Here is a 14,848-nt window from a genome sequence, read left to right on the forward strand (position 1 = left end):
ATCGATAGTTGTCAGTGGTGGATGCTAGACAAGTCAGTAAGCGCAAGCTTTTTACCCGAAAAACTCATTTCCATTCAGGAGCACTAAATGTCATTGGCGCCAGTACTTCCGGTTGAACCCGGGCGCTCAACTGACCGAGTCTTGCCGCACGATCTTCTCGCAGAACAAAGCACTTTGGGTGCGATGCTTCTTTCCCAGGAAGCAGTAGCGGAAGTTTTTGAACATATCCGCGGAAATGATTTCTACGCACCAAAACACCAGATTGTTTTTGATGCATTGCTAACTCTTTACGGAATGGGTGAACCAACCGACGTCATTACCGTTACTGATCAATTAGTAAAAACTGGAACCCTAGTGCGGGCAGGTGGTGCTGACTACCTTCACACACTTACTAGCACTGTTCCGACTGCAGCAAACGCAGCCTTCTACGCAAAAATTGTTCAGGAAAAAGCAACATTACGAAGACTGGTTGAAGTTGGAACAAGAATTGCACAGCTTGGCTACGCCAACGAAGGTGAAGTCGAATCCCTTGTAAACCAAGCGCAGGAAGACGTTTATTCAGTGACTCGCACTGGCTCTAGCGAAGACTTCGTTGCACTCAATGACTCCATAGAAGCGGCCATTGCTGAAATTGAAGCAGCGTCTGCCAAAGACGGAGATCTAGTAGGCGTGCCAACTGGTTTTACAGAACTCGACGCACTAACAAATGGTTTGCACCCAGGACAACTAATTATTGTTGCTGCACGACCTGCGATGGGTAAGTCGACATTTGCTCTTGACCTAGCTCGCAACGCGGCCATCAAGTGTGACAAGCCAACACTTTTCTTCTCTCTGGAAATGGGTCGTGCAGAAATTGCCATGAGAATGCTTTCTGCAGAATCGATGATTCCATTGCAGTCGATGCGTAAAGGAAACATCGCAGACAGCGACTGGACCAAGTTGGCGCAGGTCCGTGGCAACATCAACGACGCGCCCCTTTACATTGACGATTCACCAAACATGACTCTTGCCGAAATTCGTGCGAAGTGTCGAAGACTTGCAGGGCGAGTTGGGTTGAAGATGGTGATCATCGACTACTTGCAGCTACTTACCTCTGGAAAGAAAGTTGAATCCAGACAGCAAGAAGTTAGTGAGTTCTCTCGTGCTCTAAAGCTGCTTTCTAAAGAACTAGGTATTCCAGTTGTCGCTCTGTCACAGCTGAACCGTCAAGCAGAGCAGACAAAGGATAAGAAGCCAGAACTTTCTCACCTTCGTGAATCCGGATCGCTGGAACAAGATGCCGACGTCGTTGTGTTGCTTCACCGTGAAGCAGCAGGTGACAGCGATCACCCAAGAGCGGGAGAAGCAGACCTTATTTTGGCCAAGCAGCGCTCGGGTCCTACCGGAACAGTGGTTGTTGCCTTCCAGGGTAACTACTCGCGCTTTGTAAACATGAAGAACTAGCAAGAATTTAGCCTTGCAAAAAGTTCCTGGCGTAAGAGCTGCAATCTTTGTTGCAGTTGGACTACTTATTACATTCACTCAGTCGCACTCAGCGGCAACAGGCTTATTTTCCTTAGCTATTTTTGGAATTGGATTAGCGGTAGTCAACATTGCGTCAACCATCTGGGACAAAAGAAATTACCTATCGGTCGATTCACTTCCCCTGACGCTGATATCCCTGGCAGCTGGTTTATTTGCAGCGCTAATCCCCCAGACTGATCCAACAGCTGAAGCGTTAGCGTTTGTCTATTTGGTAGCTGGTTGGGCAGTTGTGTCTGGAGCGCTCGAGCTTTATCTTGCGAATCGAAGTGGCTTTAGAACTCGTGCCGGCAAAGACGGCTTAATCACTGCAGTTCTTGGCTTAGCTATTGGATTGCTTTTTCTGATTGCACCACTAGACATCGTTAGCGCTGTTGGTTTCTTTGGAGCCTATTTAGTTATCTGCGGTGTGCATTTAGGCATTGCTGCTCTAACCCCACAGAAATAGCTTTAGGCTTGGATCATGCCCAAAAAACTATCTGCTTCAACGTTTCTGACCCTGTCTGCAGTAGCTGCAGCTTTCGTTGGTGTTTTGGTATTTTTTGGAGTCAGAAAAGTTGACATGGCTCTAATAGCGTCCGGAGTAACTTTTATTGTTTCTTTGGTTGGAATAGCAACCCTGGCCCTTATGGTTCCGGAGCAAAACAACGATCCGGATAAGCCCGTTCTTCGTTAGATCGACTCAGCCAATTTCTTAGCAAGCCCCGTGTAATCCTTCGGGGACAAGGAAAGCAATCTATCTTTTGATGCCTGAGGGATGTCTAGCTTCAAAACGAAATCAGCCAGGTCTTCACGCGTAAGTCTTTTACCTCGACTCAGGTCTTTTAGTAGTTCGTAGGGATTCGTGATATCTGACTTACCGCTTGCAACATCAGCTCGAATAACTGTCTGAATAGCCTCGGCTAAAACTTCCCAGTTATCTGCCAAGTCGGCAGCGATTGCTGCGTCAGCCACCTTGATTTCCCCTAGGCCTTTATGAATGTTATCTATTGCAACTAGTGAGTGACCAAAGCCAACCCCAATGTTTCTTTGGGCCGAGGAGTCAGACAAATCTCTTTGCATCCGTGAGGTGACCAAGGTCTGGGCCAGGTTGTCTAGTACGGCGTTAGATAGCTCCAAGTTGGCCTCTGCGTTTTCAAACCTGATCGGGTTTATTTTGTGAGGCATGGTCGAAGAACCGGTTGCGCCCTTAACGGGTATCTGGGTGAAGTATCCGATGGAGATGTAACTCCAGATGTCGGTAGCTAAGTTGTGCAAGATTCTGTTGAAGTGAGTAACACCCTGGTAAAGCTCTGCTTGCCAGTCATGCGATTCAATCTGGGTGGTTAGTGGGTTGAATTCGAGACCGAGTGACTCGACAAACTTCTTTGCAAATGCTTGCCAGTCAAAATCAGGCACCGCAACCATATGTGCAGAGTAGGTTCCAGTAGCGCCAGAGAATTTGCCAAGGTAGCTGGTTTTTTCAATGCGAGAGATTTGTCTTTGGAGCCTGTGAACAAACACCGCCATTTCTTTACCCATGGTGGTTGGCGTTGCTGGCTGGCCATGTGTTCTAGAAAGCATCGAGACGCCAGCCGAGGACTTAGCTAGTTGGGAAAGCTCCTGAACAACTGCTTTAGCTTTTGGTAGCCAGACCGTGTTTACGGCTTCCTTGATGGTCAAAGCGTAGGAGAGATTATTGATGTCTTCGCTGGTTGCCGCGAAGTGAGTTAGCTCGTGTAAGTCTTCACGATCTAGTTTGGTGAGCTTATCTCTAACGAAGTACTCGACTGCTTTAACGTCGTGTTTGGTTGTGGCTTCAATGGAGGCTAGTGCCTTGACATCTTCGTCACTAAAGTCTTCAAAAGTATTTCTTAGAACTTTGGATTGTTCTTCAGTGACATACCTGTCACGACCAAAGATATCGGATTTTGCAAGCAACAAGAGCCATTCAATTTCGACTTGCACCCTGGCGCGGTTTAGACCGGCTTCGGATAGCAAGAGTGAAAGCCCAGAAACAGCCGGTGCATAACGACCGTCTAGCGGGCTAATTGGCTGCGAAGAAAGGCTCACCAAACTATTCTGGCGCATCGAGGGCCGTTATTGCCTTCGGGCTTTCAACAATTTGCAAATTTGATGCCAAAAATCTAATCAAACAGCGCAGAGTATTTGCGTGGATCAGATTCAGTTTCAAATTGAGCAAAGCCTCTATCGAATTAGGCTTGCCAAGCCTGAGCCTGGCTACTGGTCTGGAGCAGCTGCCATTTTTCTTACCTCGCAGCTGGCAGCTCTAGAGTCTGAACTAATTGCCCTAGGGCAATCCCTGAGCTGGTGAGCATCGATAGCTACGGGGGAAATCCAGACATTGTCGCTACTCGCGAAGAAATACAACGTGTTGCTTTCGAGATAAAACTTGCAGCGGAGCAACTAGCTGCCTTTAGCTCGATCGAATCGTTGTTGTTGAACCCACTTCGACAGTTACAGTATCGAGCGGCAACAGTGAACGTGCTTGCCAAACTAGAGCGCCTTCACAGTAATTGCCTGGTCGCCTCCGAACAGTACTTCTCGACCGAGGCTCAAATCCATAGGCGATTTGAAATTCACTTTGTTCCAGCCCTTGCGGGAATCGCCACCAACATCGCCACAACTTTCGGTTGGAAATTAGACCACTCGGTTTCTGCAACCAAGACGGGCACCGTCGCCACCCGTTCCCCAAATTCGATTACGCAACTACTAGACCGCTTGTCGCAGGTGTCATCAAAAAAGCAACCTACGGTTGGCATTGACTTCTTCCAAACAGCGGATCAAAGAACCGCAATTGTTTACATTCCTGGCACACAAACCCTAGGCCTTGGAGATGGGTCAAATCCGCTTGATCTGCAGTCCAACATTTTGGCAATGCAGGGTAACGGTTTGGCAGCTAGCGAGCGGGCAGTGTTGGAGGCGATGAACCAAGCAGGAATTGCGGAAACCGACGAGGTGATATTTGTTGGTCACTCACAAGGAGGCATGGTGGCGGGCAATCTAGCTCAGCACCCAGCCGATTACATAACCGCTGGTTTGGTAACTATCGGCGCTCCGATTGCGCAATTGAAATTAACCAAGGTTCCGGTGATGGCAATCGAGCATGTGAATGACCCAATCCCAAATGTTTCCGGGAAAGTAAATCCACTAACTAAAAACTGGGTGACTATTCAACGCACTTCACAGGCTTTGGAATCAGATGCCCCGATGCATTCTCATTCTTTGAAAAGTTACAAGAACACAACTCAAGAAGTGGACGCGTCGAAAAATAAGGGGATTTTGAACATCAAGCAGCAGCTACTGTCTCAGGTGCAGGGGGCGCCTGTTGGAAAGGCAATGGACTTCGTTATTGCTAGAGAATTCTAAGAATCTTGAAAATCCAGCGACCAATTAGGGAAGCAATCGAAATGATTACCGCACCCAAGATTGCCCAACCCATGGACTCAATCGTTAGACCTTCAGAAGTGAAGCCATCGATTGTGAAGATGTCGGATCCAATCTGAGATGAAAGCCAGGCAACAAACAGAAGAAGCGCTCCATTGATAACAAATGAGATCAGACCAAAAGTAAGAATGTAAAGCGGGAACGTCAGCACTTTGATAATCGGTGCGATTATCGCGTTCACTAAACCAAAGATCGCTCCAACAAGTAAGAAGGAACCAATTCGCTGCCAGAGCCCTTCACCACCGTAAGGGGTGAGAGTTATGGCTGGAATAAGGATTGTTGCAACCCATAGAGCTAGCGCGTTTATTGAGGTGGAGACAAAGAAACGAATCATTTTTCTATTGTCGCAGCATTAGAGCTAAATTAGAGCCTGTGACTACCTCGGCGGGCCGCGTGCCACAAGTTCAGATGCTGTCTCCGGATGGCGTGTTTGAGGTGCCTAGCGAATACGCACACTATGGCAAATACATTGAAAAGCTAACCCTCGACGACTTTTTGAAGTTCTATCGCGACATGGCGAGAATTCGTCGCTTTGATAACGAGTGCACCGCATTACAACGCCAAGGCCAAATGGGTCTCTGGGTTCCAGCAGTGGGTCAAGAAGCCGCTCAAATCGGTTCAGGCTACGCCGTTGGCAAGAACGATCACATGTTTCCTAGCTACCGAGAGCACGGGGTGGCAATAACCCACGGAATTGATTTGATGTCGATCATCAAGATGATGCGCGGTGTGAATCACGGTGGTTGGAATCCCGAAGAAACTAGATTTCATCTTTATGCAATCGTTCTAGGAACTCAGGTGCTGCACGCAGCCGGTTATGCGATGGGAGTCAACTTCGATGGCAATGTTGGAACTGGTGACCCGGAGGTTGACCAAGCAGTAATTACTTACTTTGGTGATGGTGCTACCGCTGAGGGTGACGTGAGCGAAGCCCTCTTGTTTGCCGCAGTCAACAAATCGCCATTGGTTTTCTTTTGTCAGAACAATCAGTGGGCAATTAGCTCGCCAGTATCTGCCCAAACGGTAGTTCCTCTATATCTTCGAGGTGAAGGCTTTGGGGTTCCTGGAATCCAAGTTGACGGCAATGACGTTTTGGCTTGTTACGCGGTAACCGCCAAACACATGGATGATGCCAGAAATGGACTCGGCCCATCACTTATCGAGGCACTGACCTACCGAGTAGGAGCGCACACCACCAGCGATGATCCTTCGAAGTACCGACCTCAAGAAGAAACTGACTACTGGATTGCCCGAGACCCAATAACCCGATTTGAGAAGTTCCTTCGCCGCCAAGGTGTCGGCGACGAGTTCTTCCAAGAGGTTGCTCAAGCCGGCGATGATCTAGCGACTCAAATTCGGGAAGCTACCTTTGCTATGCCTAACCCTCCTTTGGAGAACATCTTCAAGCACGTCTATACCGATCCGCACCCTCTGGTTCAAGAACAGCAGGCCTGGCTTGAAAACTACGAATCTTCTTTCGAGGAGGATTCCAAATGACCAACACAGCTGAGATGAGTATTGCAAAAGCGATCAACGCCGGCATTCAGAAGCAAATGCAAAAAGATTCCAAGGTCTTGGTTTTTGGAGAAGACGTTGCAGAACTTGGTGGCGTGTTTAGAGTCACCGAAGGATTACTAGCCGAGTTTGGCAACAAGAGAGTTTTCAATTCACCAATTGCCGAATCGGGAATTGTTGGAACTGCAATTGGTCTTGCAATGCGCGGCTACAAACCAATAGCGGAGATTCAGTTTGAAGGTTTTGTGTATCCGGCATTTGATCAGATTGTTTCGCAGCTTGCGAAGCTAACAAACAGATCTGAAGGCCATTTGAGCATGCCGGTTGTCATTCGTATTCCTTACGGAGGAGGAATCGGTGCCGTCGAGCATCACAGTGAATCCCCCGAAGCATATTTTGCTCACACTCCAGGACTTCGAGTTATCAGCCCTTCAAATCCAAATGATGCTTACTGGATGATTCAGCAAGCAATTGAATCAAACGACCCAGTAATCTTCTTTGAACCAAAAAGACGCTACTGGCTCAAAGGAACAGTGAATCTAGATACACCGCCAGCCACCATGCACCAGGCAAAAGTTTTGCGCGAGGGAACTCAAGTAACGCTTGTTAGCTATGGACCTATGGTGGTTACCGCTTTGCAAGCTGCAGACCTTGCCACCGCTGAGGGAATCAGCTTGGAGGTAATTGATCTTCGATCAATTTCTCCAATAGATTTTCCAACTATCTTGAACTCGGTTCGAAAAACCGGTCGCTTGGTAATTGCTTCGGAAGCCTCAACTTCATACTCGGTTGCATCTGAAGTGGCCGCAAGGGTGGCCGAATTGGCCTTTTATAGCCTCGAGGCACCGGTTATAAGGGTTGGAAGTTTTGATGTGCCATATCCACCTGCCAAACTTGAAGAACTGTTCCTACCCGATGCTGATCGGATTCTAGAAGCAGTAGATCGCTCGCTCGCCTACTAAGAAAGGGTAAGAAGATGTCACTTGCAGTATTCAACTTGCCCGATGTTGGCGAAGGTCTAACTGAAGCCGAAATTGTTTCTTGGAAAGTAGCTGCTGGCGACCAGGTAACCGTGAACCAAGTAATTTGCGAGATTGAAACTGCAAAATCAATCGTTGAGCTTCCTTGTCCGTTTGCAGGAACAATCGAAAAACTTTTTGCCAAGGAAGGCGACACTGTCTTGGTTGGTAACCCAATCATCTCGGTGCAAGCCGAAGGAAACATCTTGGTGGCAGGTCCTGCCACCAGCTCTATTCCGATAATTAGCGAGTCTGACACCATGCACGAAGCGGTCGCCGATGTTGCCTCATCGGTTGCATCAGATGAAACCAAGCCCAACTTGGTGGGTTACGGTTCTTCAGGTCACGGCGCAACCAGGCGTAAACGCTCTGGCGCTGTTGCTACGGCTTCATTGGCAAGCGCGATACCAACTGCCACTTCTGCGATTCCATCTGCGCTAAGTGGTGACGTAATCGCAAAGCCACCAATTCGCAAACTTGCCAAAGATCTAAACGTGGATCTTTCCAAAGTTGTAGCTACGGGTCCAGCCGGCGAAATCACTAGAGAAGATGTTGTCAATGCAGCGACTCAAGCTTCGGTATTTAGAAATCTAACCACACCTGCAATTCCGTCGGAGCGCGAAGAGCGCATTCCAGTCAAGGGCGTTAGAAAGGCCATTGCAACAGCCATGGTGCAGTCTGCCTTCACTGCACCCCACGTTTCGATCTTTGTTGATGTCGATGCAACAAGAACCATGGAATACGTAAAGAGACTCAAAGCATCAACTGACTTTGCTGGCGTGAAAGTTACCCCATTGCTTCTTATGGCAAAGGCGATGATGTGGGCGGTTAGAAGAAACCCAACCGTTAACTCCACCTGGACAGACAAAGAAATCATTGTCCACAACTTTGTGAACTTTGGTGTTGCTGCCGCAACACCAAGAGGCTTGATCGTTCCAAACATCAAAGACGCTGATCGTATGTCGATGCTTGAGCTAGCTCGTCAACTAGAGCTTTTGGCTGCAACTGCACGTGAAGGAAAGACAACACCAGAAGACATGAAGGATGGAACTATCACCATCACCAACATCGGTGTCTTTGGTGTTGACACCGGAACCCCTATCTTGAACCCAGGTCAGGTTGCAATCGTTGCCCTCGGATCGATTCGCCCAAAGCCATGGGTTGTGAATAACGAGATCGTAATTCGCCAGGTAACAACCATCGGTGCCACATTCGACCACCGCGTTGTGGATGGAGATGTTGCGTCCAGATTTGTTCAAGATGTAGCATCGGTAATCGAAGAACCGGCGCTGCTGCTGGACTAGAAAGACAAAGCAATGGCAGAAAAGGTAACTGGCCCAGCCTCGTATTTTCCTTCGATTGAGGCGAAGTACGGAAAGCCAATTGAGCACTGGATGAAAGAGCTCAAGAAGGTTATAAAGCTCACCCACATGGAGCAAGTAGCTCACCTAAAGACAAAATTCGAAATGGGCCACGGGCACGCAAACGCCATTGTTGCGGTGTTCCGGAAAAAGAACGGTCTATAGCCTTCACTATCTTTATTGACAATCATTATCAATAAGTGTTATCTTGTGGGTATGAAAACTAAAACCTTTGCCCTAGCAACCGCCACAGTCCTTCTTCTTGCAGGCTGTGCAGCCACTGATTCGACCTCAGATGCCACAGACGAGCCCTTTGCAGGGCTCACCATTGTTTCTTCCACCAACGTCTGGGGCGATGTCGCCTCGTCGGTAGGCGGAGACCTAGTTCAGGTGGTCTCAATCATCGATAGCTTCTCCCAGGACCCACACTCCTATGAGGCGTCAGCTAGAGATCAGCTTGCAGTCAACGATGCCGATGTAGTTGTTGCTAATGGCGGCGGCTATGACTCTTTCATTGACACCCTGGCTGAGGCCGCTGGCAACAGCAACGTTGTTTATGCCTACCTACCTGAAGAGGGCAAGGAAGAGGACCACGCTGCAGAAGAGGACCACGCTGCAGAAGAGGACCACGCCACAGAAGAAGGCAACCACGACCACGATCATGCTCACGGTAACGAACACGTCTGGTACGACTTCCACGTGGTGGAGGATTTTGCAACTCGACTAGCTGAGCAGCTAAGGACTCTAGATCCAGACAACGCTGCGCAATACACAGCAAACCTTGAAGAGTTCCTAGTTGGAATTGAATCCTTAGAAGAACGTGCAGCGGCTGTTGCTAGTTCGGTTTCTGACGCGAAGGTAATTTCATCAGAGCCAGTGGCCGATTACCTACTTGCTGAATTGGGCCTAACAAACATCACGCCCGAGTCCTTCTCTCAAGCAATTGAGGAGGAGCTAGATGTCTCTCCTGCGGATCTGCTAGAAATTCAGAACCTTATTTCAACAAACTCGGTGAACCTGTTCGTTGTGAACATCCAAACCGGATCGGTTCAGATTGACGCACTAGTTGAACTGGCGGAAGCTAACGGGGTAGCAGTAATTCAGGTGAGCGAGCTTTTGCCTGAAGGTTTAGGCTATCTCGCATGGATGGAACAAAACATCTCCGCAATTGAGGCAGGTCTAAAGTAATCACTTCTTCCAACGAGGCCGTACTGCAGGTCAAAAACGCAAGCCTTGGTTTTGCTGAAAAGAGTGTTTGGAGCAATCTAGACCTGAGCGTAAAACCAGGTGAGTTCATTGCGGTAATTGGAGCGAATGCTTCAGGAAAGACAGTGCTACTAAAAGCAATTTTGGGGCAGCTTGCTTTATCTGCTGGATCGATTGAACTATTTGGCGAACCGGTTCGTCACGGCTCCAGAAACGTTGGCTATATCCCCCAGCACCGCCAAGCAGATAGTGGAGTGCCACTAAGAGCCAAAGACTTGCTGCGCATGGGTTTAGACGGTCATCGTTTTGGTTTGCCACTGCCTTCTTCAAAAACCAACAAGCGAATTGCAGAAGTTTTAGAAATGGTCGGAGCAAGCGATATTGCTAACACTCCAATAGGTCAACTTTCCGGTGGACAACTACAGCGCATCCGAGTCGCTCAAGCAGTTATCGATAAGCCGAAGTTAATCTTGGCGGATGAGCCACTTAGCGCACTTGATCTAAAACAGCAGTCTGTGGTGGCGGAACTGATAGATAATCAGCGCCAACTAAGTGGCGCTGCGGTGTTGTTTGTCACCCATGATGTGAACCCGGTTCTTGATTACATCGACAGAGTGCTGTATTTAGCTAACGGGCAGTTCCGAATTGGAACGCCGGATGAAGTTTTAAGATCCGATGTTTTGTCCAAGCTCTACGGCCGCGATGTCGATGTTGTTAGAAACCAGGGACGTATTGCAGTTTTAGGTTCTTCGAATCACGATCATCACGAGAATGAGAAGTGGATCTAATGGACAGATTGTTTGACTTTTCTGATTACGACCAGCTAATTCCGCTGGTTCAAAACTCGCTCATTGCCGGCGCACTACTTGGTCTCATGGGTGGACTAATTGGTGTGTTCGTAATGACAAGAGACATGTCCTTTGCGGTTCATGGCATCAGCGAACTATCTTTTGCAGGCGCTGCGCTTGCTTTACTATTCGGACTCAACATTGCACTCGGTGCAACCCTTGGCTCAATAGTTGCCGCGGTAATTATTGCCATCATGGGATCTCGGGCTAAGGATCGAAACTCAATAATTGCCGTGCTGATGCCATTTGGACTTGGTATTGGAATCTTGGCCCTTGCCCTGTATGAAGGAAGGGCAGCAAACAAGTTTGGGTTGCTTACCGGGCAGATAATTGCAGTTGATGACCCTCAGGTTTTCTGGCTGATCGCAACCTCGCTTGTTGTGGTGAGCGCCTTGCTAGTTATCTGGCGACCACTTTCTTTTGCGAGCTTGGATCTGGAAGTCGCTGAAGCTAGAGCAGTACCTACCAAGACGCTTGGAATTGTTTTTATGCTGCTGCTGGCTTTAGCGGTAGCGGCATCAGTTCAGGTTGTTGGAGCACTGCTAGTGATGACTTTGCTTGTTACCCCCGCAGCAGCAGCGCTTAGACTAACTTCCTCCCCAGTATTGGTTCCGGTTCTTAGCGTTAGCTTTGCGGTGGTATCTGTAGTTGGGGGAATATTGCTAGCACTGGGTGGCGGGTTGCCAATTAGCCCGTACGTTACAACTTTGTCTTTTGCAATCTATTTAGTTGCCAGAGTTATTGAAAAATCTAAGTCGTGGAAAGCGGTGAAGTAAATGTCTCAAGGGATAAAGCGCAACACCTGGCAAAAATCAGCCGTCAAGGAAGCTCTTTCTGAATCGGCTGGTTTTTGTTCTGCACAACAACTACATTCATCGCTCAAAGACAAAGGTCCAGCAATCGGTCTAGCAACTGTTTATCGTGCGCTAAGTGATTTGGTTTCTGTTGGTGAAGCGGATTCGTTGCAATCTACCGATGGCGAGATGCTCTATCGAGCCTGCGGTGGTGGACACCACCATCACTTGATTTGCCGAAACTGTGGCAAGACTGTAGAAATTGAAGCAAACAAACTCGAATCCTGGGCCGACCAGGTTGCAAGAGAGCATGGTTTTTCAAACTCGAGTCACGTGATTGATATCTTTGGCGACTGCTCTAGTTGCAGAAAGAAACTAGCAAAGTAGTTCCAATCAACCTGCGCGTGCAGTTTCTTTCCATACGGCAACTTATTGAGATTTGTTAGGATTCGAGCATGTCGGAAACTGCGGATGCTTCTGTTCTTGTATTGACAAGTCGGCTTCGCCCTGGACTTGACGGTGGTCATACCGTCTCCACTCTTCAACGAGCAATGCTCCTTGCAAATTCTGGATTGCCGGTGACCCTTGTCACGGTTGATCTTCACCCTAACTACCAGCCCTTTCTGGATAAGTTTCGCTCCATCGGCCTAGCTACTGAAAAAACCAAAATTCGAAACTTTCTAGAAGAAGTTCGCACGTCACCGGATATTCTTCGAAAAGCTGCTAAACCGTTCCTCGAAACTAGTCTTTCCAACAAAGAAGCAGTTGCCGACGAGGTTGAGCTTGATGAGCAAGGCATTGCATGGCGACAGGTCTCGCGATTGTCGGATGGAGCAATTGTCTATACAGATATTTTTGACAGCAATGGCCTTCTACTTTTTAGATTACCGTTTGTTGAGCAAGTGGATTGGTGGCGAGCTCCGATAGTTATCGACGTCTTCGACGCCGCTAAAAACAATCAGAACCCAACCCGCGTTGGCGGCCTTGCAGGTTTTGGAGCTTTGTATCGGGCTTGGTGGGATGTGGTAGTTTCGCAAACTCGGGAACTAAAGCCCACTGCCCCAATTGTTGCCATTTCCGAAGCCAGACAGGTGGGCGAGCTCTTTCTTGGTTACAAGGGTGTCTACCTTGTCCACACCGTTCACAGCTCACACACCTTAGCTCCCCATAACTGGGATAGCCCGATGGATAAAATCTGGAGCGAATGGCTAAGTGGCGCGCACAAATACGACGCCGTGGTCTGGTTGAGCGAACAACAGAGCTTAGATGTTGAAAAGCGCTTGGGTAAAACAGAGCTGGTAAGTTTCGTTATTCAAAACCCGCCAACTATTCCGGCGGATTCGGAAAGCATTTTGAATTCAATTGCTAGCGGGGAAACAGTGAAACCGCTTCGCGCAATCATGATCACGCGACTTGTTACTGTCAAAAGAGTTGACCATGCGATTAGAGCTTGGCAGAAGGTTGTTCAATCACTTCCCGGAGCTAAGTTAGATATTTACGGTGACGGTCCAGAAAAAGATCAACTCCAAGACCTGATTCACTCACTAGAGCTCGAAGATAAAGTCACCTTGCATGGCTACCTTGAAAACGCGCGCGAGCAAGCTCGCACCGCTATCTGTCATATCCTGACCAGCAGCTACGAAGGCCAGTCTCTGGCCATCGCAGAGGCCATGGCTCTTGGCTGCCCATCGATTTCTTATGAGATCTCCTATGGACCGCCAGAAATGATTTCAGACGGGCTCTCTGGCCTGTTGGTGCCAAGTGGCGACATTGATTCTTTGGCCAGTGCAATTGTCAAGATCCTTGGGGATCAAAAGCTTGCCTCGAAACTCTCGGCCGAGGCTATCAAATGGGCCAAATCGGCTGGCCCTAAGAAAACCCTGGCTTCTTGGGAAAAGCTACTCACCCAGGTCACTGCCTCGGGACCCAGGTCAGGGCTCTAGGCCTTAGAAAAAAGTTGCAAACAGGTCAGAAATTGGCCTAGACTGGCAGGAGTTGTGAGGGTTTATTCACAAATCAAATAAAAGCTTTCAAGCAAATTTTTCTTTGTTTTGGCTTGTTTTGCCCAGTAGGAGGAACAGATGGCAGCTTACTGCCAGGTAACTGAGACCAAACCACAGTTTGGCCATGCCGTTTCGCACGCTCAGAACAAGACCAAGCGCCGCTTTAACCCAAACATCCAGAAGAAGACTTACTTCGTTCCTTCTCTAAAGAGAAACGTAACTTTGCAACTATCCGCTCGCGGAATCAAGGTCATCGATGCCCGTGGCATCGAGTCTGTGGTTAGCGAAATGCTTGCCCGCGGCGAGAAGATCTAAGGACAGCTAAATGGCCAAAGAAAAGGACATCCGTCCAATCATCAAGATGCGTTCCACTGCTGGCACTGGATACACCTATGTCACCAAGAAGAACCGTCGTAATGACCCAGACCGTATTACTTTGAAAAAGTATGACCCTGTTGTGCGCAAGCACGTCGAATTTCGCGAGGAGCGCTAAAAATGGCCAAGAAAAGCAAGATTGCCCGTAACGAACAGCGCAAGATCGTGGTTGAGCGCTACGCCGAGCAGCGTCTAGCCCTGAAAAAGGCCCTAGTAGACCCTAATTCCACCGATGCCCAGCGCGAGGAAGCTCGCCTAGGCCTTCAGAAGCTTCCAAGGAACGCTTCCCCGGTAAGACTTCGTAACCGCGACTCAATCGACGGAAGATCAAGGGGAGTTTTGGCCAAATTTGGCGTTTCCCGCATCAGATTCCGCGATATGGCGCACCGAGGCGAGTTGCCTGGCATTACCAAGTCCAGCTGGTAGTTTTTAGCCATAGCAACACGCCGTCTCGAAATAAAGGGTCCAGGCCATTAGGCCGCCGTTAGATTGATTCGGACATCAAGTCACGTAGAGATCGTCCAGGAGGACCACATGAACAAGAGCGAACTAGTAGCTGCAATCGCAGATAGCACTGGCGAGTCACAGGCAGCCGTAAACCGCATTGTTGACGCAATGTTTGACACTATTGCCAAGGAAATCAGAGGTGGCACCAAGGTGACCATTCCAGGTTGGCTATCAGTGGAGAAGGGCTTCCGTGCAGCACGTGCGGGCCGTAACCCACAGACTGGTGCAACAATCCAGATTGCAGCCTCAAAC

Annotated in this window: 20 protein-coding genes; 18 read left to right on the forward strand and 2 right to left on the reverse strand. The window is 48.7% G+C overall.

The window, feature by feature from the left end:
- Positions 1-87 precede the first annotated feature (87 nt).
- The 3 genes from dnaB to AC9UES_RS00450 are packed head-to-tail and all read left to right on the forward strand — an operon-like array spanning position 88 to position 2,197.
- A complete protein-coding gene (gene dnaB, locus AC9UES_RS00440) occupies positions 88-1,443 on the forward strand; it encodes a replicative DNA helicase (RefSeq protein ID WP_509525539.1) in 1,356 nt (451 codons plus the stop codon).
- Positions 1,444-1,456: 13 nt separating this feature from the next.
- Positions 1,457-1,969, forward strand: a complete 513-nt coding sequence (locus tag AC9UES_RS00445) for a hypothetical protein (protein WP_509525541.1) — start codon at positions 1,457-1,459, stop codon at positions 1,967-1,969.
- A 15-nt stretch (positions 1,970-1,984) separates the two neighbouring features.
- Positions 1,985-2,197 (forward strand): hypothetical protein, encoded by a 213-nt coding sequence (locus AC9UES_RS00450; RefSeq protein WP_509525544.1) that lies wholly within the window; start codon positions 1,985-1,987, stop codon positions 2,195-2,197.
- Here the strand turns inward: AC9UES_RS00450 and purB are convergent.
- On the reverse strand, positions 2,194-3,576 hold the full coding sequence (gene purB / locus AC9UES_RS00455; RefSeq protein ID WP_509525581.1) for an adenylosuccinate lyase: 1,383 nt from the start codon (positions 3,574-3,576) through the stop codon (positions 2,194-2,196). The two genes, AC9UES_RS00450 and purB, sit on opposite strands and share 4 nt — an antisense overlap.
- Before the next feature lie 97 nt (positions 3,577-3,673).
- Here purB and AC9UES_RS00460 point away from each other — a divergent pair, with 97 nt between their 5' ends.
- Positions 3,674-3,835, forward strand: coding sequence for a hypothetical protein (locus AC9UES_RS00460; protein WP_509525546.1), 162 nt, complete (start codon positions 3,674-3,676; stop codon positions 3,833-3,835).
- Positions 3,832-4,890 carry a PGAP1-like alpha/beta domain-containing protein gene (locus AC9UES_RS00465; protein WP_509525548.1) on the forward strand — a complete coding sequence of 353 codons (1,059 nt, stop codon included), beginning with the start codon at positions 3,832-3,834 and terminating at the stop codon, positions 4,888-4,890. The genes AC9UES_RS00460 and AC9UES_RS00465 overlap by 4 nt, the downstream gene beginning before the upstream one ends.
- Here AC9UES_RS00465 and AC9UES_RS00470 read toward each other — a convergent pair.
- Positions 4,877-5,302: a phage holin family protein gene (locus AC9UES_RS00470; RefSeq protein WP_509525550.1), complete on the reverse strand. Its 426-nt coding sequence runs from the start codon at positions 5,300-5,302 to the stop codon at positions 4,877-4,879. The two genes, AC9UES_RS00465 and AC9UES_RS00470, sit on opposite strands and share 14 nt — an antisense overlap.
- A 74-nt stretch (positions 5,303-5,376) precedes the next feature.
- Between AC9UES_RS00470 and AC9UES_RS00475 the strand changes: the two genes are divergently transcribed.
- From AC9UES_RS00475 to AC9UES_RS00535, 13 genes are all read left to right on the forward strand, one after another.
- Positions 5,377-6,465 (forward strand): thiamine pyrophosphate-dependent dehydrogenase E1 component subunit alpha, encoded by a 1,089-nt coding sequence (locus AC9UES_RS00475; protein ID WP_509525583.1) that lies wholly within the window; start codon positions 5,377-5,379, stop codon positions 6,463-6,465.
- Positions 6,462-7,445 (forward strand): alpha-ketoacid dehydrogenase subunit beta, encoded by a 984-nt coding sequence (locus AC9UES_RS00480; protein WP_509525552.1) that lies wholly within the window; start codon positions 6,462-6,464, stop codon positions 7,443-7,445. The genes AC9UES_RS00475 and AC9UES_RS00480 overlap by 4 nt, the downstream gene beginning before the upstream one ends.
- 14 nt (positions 7,446-7,459) lie before the next feature.
- Positions 7,460-8,806: a dihydrolipoamide acetyltransferase family protein gene (locus AC9UES_RS00485; RefSeq protein ID WP_509525555.1), complete on the forward strand. Its 1,347-nt coding sequence runs from the start codon at positions 7,460-7,462 to the stop codon at positions 8,804-8,806.
- Between the two features lie 12 nt (positions 8,807-8,818).
- On the forward strand, positions 8,819-9,028 hold the full coding sequence (locus AC9UES_RS00490) for a DUF4287 domain-containing protein (protein ID WP_509525557.1): 210 nt from the start codon (positions 8,819-8,821) through the stop codon (positions 9,026-9,028).
- Between the two features lie 51 nt (positions 9,029-9,079).
- Complete coding sequence (locus AC9UES_RS00495) at positions 9,080-10,051, forward strand: metal ABC transporter solute-binding protein, Zn/Mn family (RefSeq protein ID WP_509525559.1); 972 nt, start codon at positions 9,080-9,082, stop codon at positions 10,049-10,051.
- Positions 10,052-10,074: 23 nt separating this feature from the next.
- Positions 10,075-10,857 carry a metal ABC transporter ATP-binding protein gene (locus tag AC9UES_RS00500; RefSeq protein WP_509525585.1) on the forward strand — a complete coding sequence of 261 codons (783 nt, stop codon included), beginning with the start codon at positions 10,075-10,077 and terminating at the stop codon, positions 10,855-10,857.
- On the forward strand, positions 10,857-11,693 hold the full coding sequence (locus tag AC9UES_RS00505; protein WP_509525561.1) for a metal ABC transporter permease: 837 nt from the start codon (positions 10,857-10,859) through the stop codon (positions 11,691-11,693). The genes AC9UES_RS00500 and AC9UES_RS00505 overlap by 1 nt, the downstream gene beginning before the upstream one ends.
- A complete protein-coding gene (locus AC9UES_RS00510) occupies positions 11,694-12,098 on the forward strand; it encodes a Fur family transcriptional regulator (protein ID WP_509525564.1) in 405 nt (134 codons plus the stop codon).
- Between the two features lie 68 nt (positions 12,099-12,166).
- Entirely contained in the window at positions 12,167-13,654 is a 1,488-nt protein-coding gene (locus AC9UES_RS00515) for a glycosyltransferase (protein ID WP_509525567.1), read from the forward strand.
- A gap of 138 nt (positions 13,655-13,792) precedes the next feature.
- A complete protein-coding gene (gene rpmB / locus AC9UES_RS00520; RefSeq protein ID WP_509525570.1) occupies positions 13,793-14,029 on the forward strand; it encodes a 50S ribosomal protein L28 in 237 nt (78 codons plus the stop codon).
- A gap of 10 nt (positions 14,030-14,039) precedes the next feature.
- Positions 14,040-14,207, forward strand: coding sequence for a 50S ribosomal protein L33 (gene rpmG / locus AC9UES_RS00525; protein WP_509522844.1), 168 nt, complete (start codon positions 14,040-14,042; stop codon positions 14,205-14,207).
- Between the two features lie 2 nt (positions 14,208-14,209).
- Positions 14,210-14,515, forward strand: a complete 306-nt coding sequence (rpsN, locus tag AC9UES_RS00530) for a 30S ribosomal protein S14 (protein ID WP_509522843.1) — start codon at positions 14,210-14,212, stop codon at positions 14,513-14,515.
- A 108-nt stretch (positions 14,516-14,623) separates the two neighbouring features.
- Positions 14,624-14,848, forward strand: a 225-nt coding sequence (locus AC9UES_RS00535) for an HU family DNA-binding protein (protein ID WP_509525572.1), incomplete at its 3' end; no start/stop codon positions are given.

This window comes from Rhodoluna sp. (assembly GCF_044232805.1).
Classification (GTDB): domain Bacteria; phylum Actinomycetota; class Actinomycetes; order Actinomycetales; family Microbacteriaceae; genus Rhodoluna.

Bases quoted from the DNA above. Each gene is read 5' to 3' on its own strand.
- AC9UES_RS00485 (WP_509525555.1), top strand. From the start codon at position 7,460: ATGTCACTTGCAGTATTCAACTTGCCCGATGTTGGCGAAGGTCTAACT.
- AC9UES_RS00475 (WP_509525583.1), top strand. From the start codon at position 5,377: ATGCTGTCTCCGGATGGCGTGTTTGAGGTGCCTAGCGAATACGCACAC.
- AC9UES_RS00450 (WP_509525544.1), top strand. From the start codon at position 1,985: ATGCCCAAAAAACTATCTGCTTCAACGTTTCTGACCCTGTCTGCAGTA.
- AC9UES_RS00470 (WP_509525550.1), bottom strand. From the start codon at position 5,302: ATGATTCGTTTCTTTGTCTCCACCTCAATAAACGCGCTAGCTCTATGG.
- rpmB (WP_509525570.1), top strand. From the start codon at position 13,793: ATGGCAGCTTACTGCCAGGTAACTGAGACCAAACCACAGTTTGGCCAT.
- rpsN (WP_509522843.1), top strand. From the start codon at position 14,210: ATGGCCAAGAAAAGCAAGATTGCCCGTAACGAACAGCGCAAGATCGTG.
- AC9UES_RS00510 (WP_509525564.1), top strand. From the start codon at position 11,694: ATGTCTCAAGGGATAAAGCGCAACACCTGGCAAAAATCAGCCGTCAAG.
- AC9UES_RS00495 (WP_509525559.1), top strand. From the start codon at position 9,080: ATGAAAACTAAAACCTTTGCCCTAGCAACCGCCACAGTCCTTCTTCTT.
- AC9UES_RS00515 (WP_509525567.1), top strand. From the start codon at position 12,167: ATGTCGGAAACTGCGGATGCTTCTGTTCTTGTATTGACAAGTCGGCTT.
- AC9UES_RS00480 (WP_509525552.1), top strand. From the start codon at position 6,462: ATGACCAACACAGCTGAGATGAGTATTGCAAAAGCGATCAACGCCGGC.
- dnaB (WP_509525539.1), top strand. From the start codon at position 88: ATGTCATTGGCGCCAGTACTTCCGGTTGAACCCGGGCGCTCAACTGAC.
- rpmG (WP_509522844.1), top strand. From the start codon at position 14,040: ATGGCCAAAGAAAAGGACATCCGTCCAATCATCAAGATGCGTTCCACT.
- AC9UES_RS00505 (WP_509525561.1), top strand. From the start codon at position 10,857: ATGGACAGATTGTTTGACTTTTCTGATTACGACCAGCTAATTCCGCTG.
- AC9UES_RS00490 (WP_509525557.1), top strand. From the start codon at position 8,819: ATGGCAGAAAAGGTAACTGGCCCAGCCTCGTATTTTCCTTCGATTGAG.